This window comes from Salinibacterium sp. VpJ6 (genome assembly GCF_059767345.1).
This window is the reverse complement of record NZ_JBSOQL010000001.1, coordinates 1,546,990-1,558,348: the sequence shown is the minus strand read 5'-3', so window position 1 is coordinate 1,558,348 and position 11,359 is coordinate 1,546,990. Positions and strand designations below refer to the sequence as shown.

At 62.3% G+C, this 11,359-nt stretch carries 11 protein-coding genes; 3 read left to right on the top strand and 8 right to left on the bottom strand.

Annotated elements, in window-relative coordinates:
- Nucleotides 1-10 precede the first annotated feature (10 nt).
- Nucleotides 11-1,057 (bottom strand): hypothetical protein, encoded by a 1,047-nt coding sequence (locus ACWTV1_RS07655; protein WP_498504778.1) that lies wholly within the window; start codon nucleotides 1,055-1,057, stop codon nucleotides 11-13.
- 95 nt (nucleotides 1,058-1,152) lie between these two features.
- Between ACWTV1_RS07655 and ACWTV1_RS07650 the strand changes: the two genes are divergently transcribed.
- Nucleotides 1,153-2,451, top strand: coding sequence for an ATP-dependent DNA helicase (locus tag ACWTV1_RS07650; RefSeq protein WP_341618728.1), 1,299 nt, complete (start codon nucleotides 1,153-1,155; stop codon nucleotides 2,449-2,451).
- A gap of 103 nt (nucleotides 2,452-2,554) precedes the next feature.
- Here ACWTV1_RS07650 and ACWTV1_RS07645 read toward each other — a convergent pair whose 3' ends face one another.
- From ACWTV1_RS07645 to ACWTV1_RS07615, 7 genes are all read right to left on the bottom strand, one after another.
- Nucleotides 2,555-3,448 carry a carbohydrate ABC transporter permease gene (locus tag ACWTV1_RS07645; protein ID WP_498504777.1) on the bottom strand — a complete coding sequence of 298 codons (894 nt, stop codon included), beginning with the start codon at nucleotides 3,446-3,448 and terminating at the stop codon, nucleotides 2,555-2,557.
- Nucleotides 3,445-4,326, bottom strand: coding sequence for a carbohydrate ABC transporter permease (locus ACWTV1_RS07640; RefSeq protein ID WP_498504776.1), 882 nt, complete (start codon nucleotides 4,324-4,326; stop codon nucleotides 3,445-3,447). Before ACWTV1_RS07640 ends, ACWTV1_RS07645 begins: the two co-directional genes overlap by 4 nt.
- An 83-nt stretch (nucleotides 4,327-4,409) precedes the next feature.
- Nucleotides 4,410-5,678: an ABC transporter substrate-binding protein gene (locus ACWTV1_RS07635; protein WP_498504775.1), complete on the bottom strand. Its 1,269-nt coding sequence runs from the start codon at nucleotides 5,676-5,678 to the stop codon at nucleotides 4,410-4,412.
- A gap of 2 nt (nucleotides 5,679-5,680) precedes the next feature.
- Entirely contained in the window at nucleotides 5,681-7,102 is a 1,422-nt protein-coding gene (locus ACWTV1_RS07630) for a protein O-GlcNAcase (protein ID WP_498504774.1), read from the bottom strand.
- Entirely contained in the window at nucleotides 7,099-7,857 is a 759-nt protein-coding gene (locus ACWTV1_RS07625; protein WP_498504773.1) for a sugar isomerase domain-containing protein, read from the bottom strand. Before ACWTV1_RS07625 ends, ACWTV1_RS07630 begins: the two co-directional genes overlap by 4 nt.
- On the bottom strand, nucleotides 7,854-8,777 hold the full coding sequence (locus tag ACWTV1_RS07620; protein WP_498504772.1) for an N-acetylglucosamine kinase: 924 nt from the start codon (nucleotides 8,775-8,777) through the stop codon (nucleotides 7,854-7,856). Before ACWTV1_RS07620 ends, ACWTV1_RS07625 begins: the two co-directional genes overlap by 4 nt.
- The gene (locus ACWTV1_RS07615; protein WP_498504771.1) at nucleotides 8,777-9,517 is read right to left on the bottom strand and encodes a GntR family transcriptional regulator; all 741 of its coding nucleotides are present in this window, start codon (nucleotides 9,515-9,517) and stop codon (nucleotides 8,777-8,779) included. The genes ACWTV1_RS07620 and ACWTV1_RS07615 overlap by 1 nt, the downstream gene beginning before the upstream one ends.
- 210 nt (nucleotides 9,518-9,727) lie before the next feature.
- On the opposite strand from ACWTV1_RS07615, the gene ACWTV1_RS07610 reads away from it, so the two are divergent.
- Together ACWTV1_RS07610 and ACWTV1_RS07605 are read left to right on the top strand one after the other, a co-directional pair.
- Nucleotides 9,728-10,321: a GNAT family N-acetyltransferase gene (locus ACWTV1_RS07610; RefSeq protein WP_498504770.1), complete on the top strand. Its 594-nt coding sequence runs from the start codon at nucleotides 9,728-9,730 to the stop codon at nucleotides 10,319-10,321.
- Entirely contained in the window at nucleotides 10,318-11,334 is a 1,017-nt protein-coding gene (locus ACWTV1_RS07605; RefSeq protein ID WP_498504769.1) for a Gfo/Idh/MocA family protein, read from the top strand. The genes ACWTV1_RS07610 and ACWTV1_RS07605 overlap by 4 nt, the downstream gene beginning before the upstream one ends.
- Nucleotides 11,335-11,359: the final 25 nt, after the last annotated feature.

The window sequence follows — 11,359 nt, the reverse complement described above, 5'->3', positions numbered from 1 at the left end:
CGGATGCTCGCTAGTTGGGGTACTGCGCGGTGATGAGCAACTCATCCTCCGGCATAAACGTCACGAGGTAGCTCGCGGTGAAGTCGACGTCTTTATCGAAGGTGGAGACCGAGCCATCGAAAATGGAACGGACATCAACCTTGAGGTGCGCCGCGGCATCAGTAGCGGGCATGAGCCAGCTTCCGGCAGAAGCACCGGGAACGAGCGTGACCTCGGGGTAGGTTGCCATGCTCCACTCGGGCGTCGTGACGATGCGGTTAGCCATCGGCTGGCCAAACGGGCAGCCGGTGGGCAAGAGAACCACCTGAGTGGCGCACTCGTCGAGGTAGTCGTTCACTTCGCGCTGAACCTGCGCGACCATGGCGTCGTTGGCGACAACCTCGAGGCGCGCACGCACGGTATCGCCGGGGGTGACGGCGGAAACCCGGATGGGCTCTGCGGTGAGGAACGTTGACGTGTGGCTGATCTCGAAGCTGCTGGGGGTGAGAACGACGTAGGGCGCGGGAGTGTCTTGCGCCGGAGCCGCAAACTCGGCGCCATTGGCGGTGAAGCTCTGGGCGTTGGCGACGGTGAGGCGCACGATGGTCAGCGGAGTACTGACGAATTTCCAGTCGGCGAAGACTCCGAAGCGGGTGCCGTCGCGTTCCACCGTGAAAGCGGAGCTGGTGGTGTTACCGTCGAGGTCATAGACGAAGGTGACCGTCTCGGTACCGTTCGCGTTGACCTTGCGATCGGCGAGTGCGATGTTTTCAATCGTGCTGAGCGCGGACGGGCGAAGCAAGTCGTGGGATCCGGCCAGCAGCATCGACCCCGCACCGGTGGTGTCGATCGGGGTTGCACCCGAGCCGTCGTCAGAAGCGACAGCGTGATCATCAGCCAAGTGGATGTCGGCAATCTGCAGTGCCGAGGCCATGTCGTGGCGGGCGAGAGCGCCGAGATAGCTGCGCACAAAACCATTGGCGCTGAAGAGCGTGGAATTCACGATCAAGACAGTCGTGATGAAGGCAGCAATGATCAGCCCGAGCACGATAGACCAGGTGACAAGCTCGCGACGCATTCACACATCCTAAACCGCTGAGGTGAGAGATACGCCGCACACAGAATGCGGCGCGCAGGCACAGTCGAGACCACGAGCAGCATTAGGGTGATTGAGTGTCCGAAATAACCCTCTCGCCTGAGCAAGCAGCCGTCTTCGCTGCGATCGAGACGACGCGCGAAAACCTCTTCGTTACGGGCCGAGCGGGTACGGGTAAATCGACGCTCCTCAATCACTTGGCGCACAACACGTCGAAGCAGATCGTGATTTGCGCGCCCACCGGTGTTGCCGCTCTCAACGTGGGCGGGCAGACCATCCATTCGCTGTTTCGGCTGCCGATCGGGGTTATTGCCGATCACGAGCTCGAGCAGACCGACCAACTGCGCAAACTGCTCAACACGATCGAGACCCTCGTTATCGATGAAGTATCGATGGTCAACGCCGACCTTCTCGATGCGATCGACCGCAGTCTGCGTCAGGCTCGGCAGCGCAAGAAAGAGCCCTTCGGTGGCGTGCAGGTCGTGCTGTTTGGCGACCCGTACCAGCTTGCTCCGGTTCCGGGTGATCCGGATGAGCGGGCGTACTTCGAAGACCGCTACCGCTCTATCTGGTTCTTCGATGCCCTCGTGTGGCAAGAGACCGATCTGACGATTTACGAACTCACGAGCATCCATCGCCAGCATGAGGATGAGTTCAAGTACATGCTCAATGCCGTTCGTCACAACGGCGTAACTGCTGAGATCGCGGGCCGCCTCAATGCGGTGGGCGCTCGCCCCGCGCCCAACGACGGCACCATCACGCTCGCGACGACGAACAGCACTGTGACGCGCATCAACGCCTCGGCACTCGCCCGGCTGCCCGGCCGAGTGCTCACAGCGAAGGCCGAAATCTCGGGAGAGTTTGGCGGGCGCGCCTACCCGGCCGATGAGGCGCTCGAGCTCAAGGTCGGCGCGCAAGTGATGTTCTTGCGCAACGACACTCAAGAGGGCGGCACCCAGCGCTGGGTCAACGGCAGTGTCGGCACCGTCGTCAAGATCGCTGACACCGTCTGGGTGGAGATCGACGGGCGCGACTACGAAGTGAAGCCCGCCGTCTGGGAGAAGTTCAAGTACTCCTACTCAGCGCGCACGAAAGCGCTGCGCAAGGATGTCGTGGCCGAGTTCACGCAGTTTCCGCTGCGCCTGGCGTGGGCGGTCACGATCCATAAGTCGCAGGGCAAAACCTACGACAGTGCGATCGTGGATCTCGGGCCTCGCTCGTTCGCCCCCGGGCAGACCTACGTTGCACTCAGCCGTATCAGTCGCCTTGAAGGGCTGTACCTCACGCGGCCGCTGCGCCCGAGCGACATCATCGTGGATGAGAACGTGGTGCGTTTCATGTCGCGCTCGAAGCCGATTCCTGCCATTCAGGCGTAGAGGCTTGGCCTGCGCTCCCCCATGGTGGGATCGCACTCCCCCGTTGCCACTGCCGCATATTCACACCGCCGCTACTTCACACCGCCGCTAATTCACACTGCCGCTACTTCACGCTGCCGGCCGTGATGCCTTCCACGATCTGCTTGTTGAAGACGATATAGATCACGATCATGGGAAGGGTCACGATCGAGAGCGCCGAGAACAGGAGCCCGTAGTCGGTTACATACCGGCTTGAGAATGCAAGCAAGCCGGTCGGAATCGTCTTGAGCGCGTCATCCTGAATGTAGAGCAGCGCGAGCAAAAACTCGTTCCAGCTCGAGAGCGCCGAGAAGATCGCCACTGTCGCCAGACCGGGGCGAAGGAGCGGGAGCGCGATCGATCCGAAGACGCGCAAGTCACTCGCTCCGTCGATGCGCGCCGCTTCGAAGAGTTCGTTGGGCACGGCATCCAAGTAGACTTTGAGCAGGTACACGGCCAGCGGTAGCCCCATGGCGGTGTAGGGGATGATGAGTGCCCAGCGCGTATCGGTAATGGCCAGCTGGGTGAACATCGTTGACTGGGCGATGAAGTACGACTGCAACGGCAGCAGAAGCCCGAGAGCAAGTAACCCCATGAGCAGGTTACGGCCACGGAAGCGATACCGACTGAACGCGAAGGCGGCGGCCGCCCCAAACAGCAAGATACCCAGAACCGAAGCACCCGTGACGATGGTGCTGTTGAGCGCGTACTGGCCGATGTGGCCGATCTCGAAAGCCTCGACCCAGCGCCCAAAGTCGATCTCGGTCGGCAGAGCGAAGGGGGTCGCAAAAATAGCGGAGTTCGACTTGAAGCTGGAGAACACCATCCAGAGCATGGGGAAGAAGAACACCACGGCGATGACCGCGAGGGCGCCCGTGAAGAGCACATCGGGAATGCGCAGGGGAGTTTTGCGCCCCGCGTGATGCTTGCTGCCTGGGCCTCGCTGCAAGGATGGCGCTTTATGTTCGGTCAGGCTCATGAGCGCACGTCCTCTGGCTTCTCACGATTGACTCGTGTGAAGACTAGGCCCAGCGCCACAACAACCGCCGTGAGCACGACCGCCATGGCGGAGCCGTAGCCAACATTCTGGAAAGTGAATACTGATTTCACAAGGTAGGTCGTCGGGATCTCGGTGGCACCGTAAGGCCCGCCGTTGGTCATGACGTAGAAGAGGTCAAAGCCTTGGAAGCCGCCGGTGATGCAGAGCAGTAGCGCGACGGTAACCGCATTGCGGATCATCGGCACCTTGATGCGGCGAAATAGCTGCCATTCGTTTGCGCCATCGAGCCGAGCCGCCTCGATAACCTCGGTAGGTACCTGGTTGAAGGCCGCGTAGAAGATAGTCATGTAGAAACCGGCATATACCCAGCCGGAGACCACGCTGACAGCGAGGAGCGCGGTTGCCGGATCGCCGAGCCACACTCGCTGAAGGCTGTCGAGACCGAGGGATTGCAGCGCTGCGTTGAGAAGACCGAAGTCATTGTTGTAAACGAAGGCCCACAACACGGCAACGACCACCATCGGCAACATGACCGGCGTGAAGATTGCCACGCGGAACCAGAGCGAGCCGCGCCGGTGCACGCTCACGAGTCCGGCAAGAACGAGGCCCACTACGACCTCCAACACGATCGTGATGGCGATGTAAATGAGCACATGTGCAAAGGAGTCGCGGAACAAGACGTCGTTTGCGGCCTTGATGTAGTTGTCGATGCCGACAAACACCATCGTGCCGTAGCCATTCCATTCCGTAAAGCTGTAGGCGAAGGTCATGATCACGGGGAAGAGCACAGCGAAGCCGAAGACCGCCATGGCGGGCACCAAGAACAGATACGGGGTGGCCGTACGGTTCGCCTTCATCGATGGATCCCTTCGAAAGAAAGAACTGGTCGTCCGCCTTCGGGTGACGGACGACCAGCAGTGTGGCTCACTAGCGAGGAGTGCTAGCCCAGCTTTTGATCTATGCCTGCAACGGCATCCGCCGGAGAGGTCTGACCGCCGAGCACTTCAGCAAGCGCTGCGTAGAGAGCGTTAGCGGTCTCAAGGTCGTAACCAGTGTCGGGCGGCAGAACAATTGCCGGAGCGGACTCCAGCATGTTGATGAGGCCAGCACTGCGCGAGTCGATCTCTTCACCCGAGGATGCGGAGAGAGCCATCGGAGTGAGCTCAGCACCGATGAACGCCTGAACGTTCTCATCGTTGTTGAGCAGGGCGAGGAACTCGGCAGCGAGGTCTTGCTTGCTGCTCTTCGCGTTGACGACGTAGCCGGTAACGACACCGATCACGCTCTCCTGGTTGCCCTCACCGGGCATCGTCGGAAGGTTTACGTAGTCGAAGTTGAGGTCAGGCGCCTCGTCGATGGCCCAGCTCACGAGCCATGAGCCGATGGCGTGCATGGCCGCTTTGCCCTGGAAGAACAGCTGAGCACCTTCGTTATCGTCGACAGCGTTCGCGCTTTCGTTGACGCAATTGTGGTCAGCGAGCTCTTCGACGTAGCCAAAGGCTTCAACCCACTCAGGAGTGTTGAAGTCTGCCTCGCCCGACAGTGCGGCGCTGTAAGCCTCTTCGCCAACAACACGCGAGGTTAAGTGGGCGAGCCAGTTGCCCGCGGCCCACAGGTCCTTGTTGCCGGAAGCGATCGGGATGATGCCCTCTGAATCGAGGGCGTCACACGTGGCGAGCAGTTCATCCCAGGTGGTGGGAGGAGTGAGCCCGGCATCCGCGAAAATGTCTTCGTTGTACCAGAGCACATTGGCAACGTCGGCAGCGTGCGGCACCATGACGATCTCACCGTCAACGGTGAGCGAACCGAACACTTCGTCATCGAATAACCCGGCGATGGGGCCGGATGTCACAGCATCGCTGAGGTCGGCCGCGAAGCCATCAGCGGCGCGCTGTTCGAGTCGAGCACCGGCCCACTCGAAGTAAATGTCGGGAGCATTGCGCCCGTTGAGCAGGTTCGGGAGCCCAATGGTTTGGTACAGGTCATCGTCTTGGTAGTTCATCTCGACGGTCAGATCGGGGTTCGCAGCCTCGAACTGAGCCGCCACGTCATCCCAGACACGGATCTGAGCTTCACCAGGGGAGCCCATCGCGATGCGGAGAACGTTGTCGTCGGAACCTCCTCCGCCGGCTGAACAACCGGTGAGGATCAGGGCTGAGGCGCTGAGAGCAGCGACAGCAGCGAGAGTCTTCTTTCTCGTGACGGGCATGATCATTCCTTTGCTGTAGGTGATGCAGTGTCGGGTGATGCAGTGCGGGGTCGTGCGGGTGGAGCAGGTGATTCGGGTGGTGAACCCCCGGCGGAAACGAGCTCCGCCAAAGTCATATCGAGCAGATCGCCGAAAACTCGGCGGCGAGCGGCGCGCAGCGCATCGAGGAAGGGACGAAGCCGCGACGGGCCATCGGCGGCGAGCCGGCCTGCAACGGCGAGCTGCGCGACCTCCACGAGGGCGTGGGCGCCCACACGGAACGACTCGAGCCACGGGCGAACTTCGTCAATGAGCTTCTGGTTGGTGACCGGGCCATCGAGCAGCCGATCAGCGCTGCGCACCATCGAATCTGCAATCGTGAGCAACTCGGATGCCGCGGCGGCGGGATCGCCGTACTCCGACTCAAAAGTGAAGCGCTCGAGGGCCTCGCCCAGGGCGGGAGCGTCGTCAGCCGAGAGGCACGAGGAACGAACCGTGTCGGCGAACATGCTGAAGTCTTCGGCGTTTTCGGGACCAACGACATCCAGAATCGCTTGCTTCCAGCTGGCCTCGGGGTCGTAGCCCGCGGGGTCGCGCAGATAGTCGGCGATCGTAGCGAAGGGAATCTTGGAGGACTCGAAGAGCTCCATGCCGTTGGCGATGATGCCAGTCGAGAAGCGGTGCAACTGCGGATCGCGGCCGCGATAAGGCCCGATGTGCAGCTCATGGCCCATGGCGACATCGTTCACGGGGTAGTTATCCCAGTAGGTAGCGGGGCGACCAGTGGCGCGGGCAAAAACAGCGGCATCGGCGAGATCGAGCGTGGCTGAGCAAATGGCGCGACCCGTCCAGAAAAGGTCGATGCGCGGGTCAATGCCGAGCCCGAGTCGGCTGATGTACTCCTCGTCGCCATAACCCCAGTACTGCGTGGGGCACACGGTGAGCTGAGTGCTCGAGTCGAACTGGGCAAACACGCGGCCAATGACTGACTGATGAGCCGTAACGAGATCGGGGAAGACTGCTCTGTCGGCTGGATGCTGCAGCCGGGCCGGGATGTCATCCAGCAACAGTCCAAAGCTGGTGACGCCCAGTTCGCGCACGGAGTCGAACTTGGCGAGCAGCATCGCGATGTCGTCATCGCTGGAGTACTTCATCGTGAGGCCGGGGGAGAGGCAGTGCATGAACGTCATGTCGTGCGTGGCGCAGCGGGCAATGAGTTCGGCCAGGCGGGCGAGTTCGGCACCCTCGTAGGGAGTGCGCCAGTCGTGCCGTACGAGCGGGTCGTCTTTGGGGGAGTACACGAAGGTGTTCATACCGCGTTCGCCGAGAAAATCGATCAGGTCGAGGCGTTGCTCGTGGCTCCAGGGCGCGCCGTAGAAGCCCTCGATGACGCCGCGGACGGCGAAAGGCGAGGGCGTGGCGCTGACCCGAGAGTGAGTGGTCATGGTGTCGTTATCCGGCCAATGAATCGGTGGTTGCTGACATCGCCGCTGGAGGTATTGCTGCTCTCGTAGATGTCGGGGATCACTCCGGCATCCACAGAAAGCTGAATGGCTTCGGCCATCACGGCGTTGAGGATTGCAGCTCCCACCACAGTAGAGGTCGCAGACACCCGGCTGCTGAGGCCAGCGATGTCCACGGCCGCATCGCCGACGGCACCACCGTTGTCGATCACGACGGTAGCGAGCTCGTGGAGTCGCGGCAGGCTCGTGGGGCGGGCCTCGGGGGAGGTGGCGTGGGTGAGGCTCGTGATGGCAATAACGGGAGTGCCGTTCGCCATTGCCAACTGCACGAGTTCAGAAGTCACGGCGTTGCTGCCGGAATTGGATGCCACGATCAGCACGTCATCTGGGGCGATGGGGTGATCGCGCAACAGCGCCTCAGCGAGGCCGGGAAGACGTTCGAGGGAGGTGCTGAGCAGCGCACTCGTGTGCAGCATCAGCCCGTCGAACAGGAGAGGCTTCACGTTCACGAGGCCACCTGCGCGGTAGTAGAGCTCTTCCGCCAACATGTGGGAGTGGCCGGTGCCAAAGATGTGAATGGTGCGCTTCGCAACGAGGGTATCGGCAACGATCCGCGCGGCGGCGAGAATGTTGCCGCCTTCATCGGTGCGCAGCCTCTCAACTAGGTCGGTCGCGACATTCAAGTAACGCGCGGCGGGGGAGTGCGCGTCGAGAGTGGTCGGGGTCGGGTGGGTCATGCTGGGTTTCCTTCTTTCCACACGTGGATGAGGCTGCGATAAAGGTTGTCGGTGTCGCCCGAGCCGATCAGCAGGGCGCCTTCCAGAGCCGAACCATCGGCGGGCCGGAACGACATACCTTCGGAGGCGAGGTGCTCGACTAAGCGAGCGAAAAGCAGAGTGTTGGGGCCGAGCAGCTTGCCGCCGAGCGCGAGCGGAGCATCCGCTGCCACCCAGGCGACGGCAACGCGAGCGGTGAGAAAGAGTTCGTGGGCGGCGCGTTCCACGATGCTGTTGGCAACAGCATCTCCGTCGCTAGCCGCGGCGAGAACAGAGCGCGCGAACTGAGAAATGCGATTGACCGGGCGGTGAGCGCTATGAAGTCGGGCCGCCAAATTGTCGAGCCCCTCAAACTGTTCGGCAGCGCGGGTGGTGAGGGAGGTCTTCTCGCCGCGGCCGTCGAGAGCACGGAGCACCGCTGAGATTCCGTGGCTGCCGAGCCAGAACCCGCCGCCAGAATCGCCCAAAAGGTAGCCATCGCCATCAACGGTGCGCGTCTCGCCGTTCTCGCGGACCGCAAGGCAGGCCACGCCAGTTCCGGTGTTGAGCGAGACGCCCGCCTCGGCAGAAAGAGCGCCGGCGTGAGAGGTAGCAGTGTCGTTGGCGATCCACACCTCGCTGGCGCCCGTGGTGGCTGACACGAGTTCGGCTAGGCGTGAGAAGGAGGCGGTATCAGCGGGAACAGTCGTGAGCCCCATGATCACGCGATCCACGGGGGCAAACTTGCCGTGGTTCCACGCGGTGGCGACGGCACCAGCAACGGAGCGCATGGTGTCACCTTCGAGACGGCTGACGCCATCCACTTCAACGGTTCCGGGCTGTGCACTGCTCTTGAGTCGGATGCCAGATTGGCCGCCGTCGACAGCGAGCACGCGAAGCATTACCTGTTCCGAGCCGGATCTGGAGAGAAGGCGCCGCCCGAGACCTGAGCGGTGAGCTGGTACTTGTCGCCGCGGTAGAAGCAATTGGCGATCATGATGATGTTTCCGCGCGCGTCGGAATCGACCATCCGGATGCGCAAGCAGGCCTGGTTCTCGCTAATGGTGAGCAGCTCGCGCACTCGCTCATCGGGCAAAACCGGTTCGATTGACACGTTCGCGGCGCCGGGGGAGACGCGGTAGCGGCTGCTGAGTAGCTCGTACAGGGAACCGCCGAGGTCGCTACCGTTGATTCCGGGAACGAGCGCTTGGGCAATCCAGACGGTTTCGACGGCCATGGCTTCGCCGCTGCCGAGGCGCAAGCGCGTGAAGCTGACCACGGGGTCGCCGGGCGCGATCTGAAGTTGGGTGGCCATTGCGGCATCGGCGGGAGCGACGCGGTAGGCGAGCAAGCGTGCGCTGGGCTCGAGGCCGCGATCGCGCATATCTTGTGAAAAAGAGGTGAGCCCGAGCAGTCGCACGAAGGGTTGTGGGGTGACGTAGGTGCCAGAACCGTGGCGGCGTTCAACCAGGCCCTCGGCGACGAGCGCGTCAACGGCGCGGCGGATCGTCATGCGGGCGACACCCCAGCGGGCACTCAAGTCGCGTTCGCTGGGCAGGCTCTTGCCCACCTCTGTCGACGCTACGAGTTCTCGCAATCGCGCACGAAGGGTGTGCCGGGTGGACTCCTCTACGACTGTCACCCTCACATTGAAGCCCATTTTCGCAGGCCGGGTAAAGGGGGTAGTAGACCATTCCGGGGTACATTGTGCCGTAATCTGACCGAAACATTCCCGGTATTACTGCTTAGTTTCGCAGTAAATGCGGGGCTAACGACGTGCAATCTAGACCACTATCGATTCAGCCCGGACGCCACAACGTAGACCAGTTGACGCGACCGATATGGTGATTCCATGAGCAACATTCGGCCGGCAGGACTCTTCGACCTTCCGGGCACCTATCGCGTGTGTCTTCAGACCGCGGATGCCGGGGCCGATGGGAGCGCTCTCTTCACGAATCCTGACCTCCTGGGCCACATTTACGTGGGCCCGTATCTCGTGGGTGCCCCCGATCTCGCGTTCGTCATCGCGGACGAACTCGGAGTCGCCGGCTACGTTCTCGGCGCCGCCGATACCCGCGAGTTTGAACAGTGGCAAGAACGTGAGTGGTGGCCGGTGTTGCGCGAACAGTACCCGGCGACTTCCGGTAGCTCGCTCGACGACGAGTTGATCTCTCACCTCCACTCGCCAGTAACAGCACCAGCTGCGGCGGTCGAGAATCATCCCGCCCACCTCCACATCGACCTACTGCCGCGCGTGCAAGGTACGGGCGCGGGGCGAGCGATGATGGAGACGCTCTTTAAGGCGTTGCGCGCTCGCGGAGTACGCGGAGTTCACCTCGATGTTGGCGAAGACAACCACAATGCGATCTCGTTCTACCGCCACCTTGGCTTCGTTGAGTTGGCGCGCGGAGCAGACTCGATCTACCTCGGAATGGAACTGTCGTGATTCTGCCTAACTCCACCGCTACGCCACTTCGAGGCGGCCCCACGCTGCGCTGGGGCGTGCTCGCTCCCGGCGGCATCGCCACTGACTGGGTAGCGGCGGTGCACGCCAATACCGACCAGCGGGTAGTGGCCGTGGCGTCGCGTTCGGCCGATCGCGCGGCAGAGTTCGCTCAGAAGCACGGCATCGAGCGCGGCTACGGCAGCTACGAGCAGCTCGTTGCCGACCCTGACGTAGACATCGTCTACATCGCTGCGCCCAACGTCTTCCACCAACCGCTGGCGCTGCTCGCGATCTCTGCGGGCAAGCATGTCTTGATCGAGAAGCCCCTCGGCATCGACGCCGCTGACGCCCAAGTCATTGTGGATGCCGCGCGGGCTGCGGGCGTCTTTGCCATGGAAGCCATGTGGACCCGCTTCCTGCCGCAAACTACGATCATCGCGCAGCTCTTGGCCCAGGGCGAGCTCGGAGACGTGGCGATGGTCACGGCAGATTTCGGCGCCAACTTTGGGGAACCATCCGGTCAACCTGTCTTCGACCCCGCGATGGGCGGTGGCTCTCTGCGCGACATCGGCATTTACCCGGTGTGGTTCTCGCAGTTCGTGCTCGGTACTCCCAGCGCGGCCGTGACAACGGGGCGGATGCTCGCGAGCGGTGTCGATGCGCAGGCAGCCATGATTCTCGACCACGCCACCGGTGCCCAGACAGTGCTGCACACGACGATGTTTGCCGACACCCCCACGGAGGCCCGCATCAGCGGCACGCGCGCTCGTGTTGAGGTGCGCACTCCCTTCTACGCGCCGAACGGCTTTGCTTTCGTGCGCGACGAGGAACGCATCGAGTTCACTGACGGCACGGGATTGCGCGGCCGCGAAGGGCTCGCTTTTCAGACGACGGCGATTGCCCAGCACATTGCAGCGGGGCGAACGGAAGCGCCCGAGCATCCACTCGACACGTCGCTCACGGTGTTGCGCACACTCGACGGCTTGCGCGGGCAGATTGAAGCACAGGGCTAACTTTCGCCGGCTTACTCCCGCAATC

What these genes read in the sequence shown, in the direction of transcription:
- ACWTV1_RS07645 (WP_498504777.1), bottom strand. Translation starts at nt 3,448, where the DNA reads ATGAGCCTGACCGAACATAAAGCGCCATCCTTGCAGCGAGGCCCAGGC.
- ACWTV1_RS07635 (WP_498504775.1), bottom strand. Translation starts at nt 5,678, where the DNA reads ATGCCCGTCACGAGAAAGAAGACTCTCGCTGCTGTCGCTGCTCTCAGC.
- ACWTV1_RS07625 (WP_498504773.1), bottom strand. Translation starts at nt 7,857, where the DNA reads ATGACCCACCCGACCCCGACCACTCTCGACGCGCACTCCCCCGCCGCG.
- ACWTV1_RS07640 (WP_498504776.1), bottom strand. Translation starts at nt 4,326, where the DNA reads ATGAAGGCGAACCGTACGGCCACCCCGTATCTGTTCTTGGTGCCCGCC.
- ACWTV1_RS07610 (WP_498504770.1), top strand. Translation starts at nt 9,728, where the DNA reads ATGAGCAACATTCGGCCGGCAGGACTCTTCGACCTTCCGGGCACCTAT.
- ACWTV1_RS07655 (WP_498504778.1), bottom strand. Translation starts at nt 1,057, where the DNA reads ATGCGTCGCGAGCTTGTCACCTGGTCTATCGTGCTCGGGCTGATCATT.
- ACWTV1_RS07630 (WP_498504774.1), bottom strand. Translation starts at nt 7,102, where the DNA reads ATGACCACTCACTCTCGGGTCAGCGCCACGCCCTCGCCTTTCGCCGTC.
- ACWTV1_RS07620 (WP_498504772.1), bottom strand. Translation starts at nt 8,777, where the DNA reads ATGCTTCGCGTGCTCGCTGTCGACGGCGGCCAATCTGGCATCCGACTC.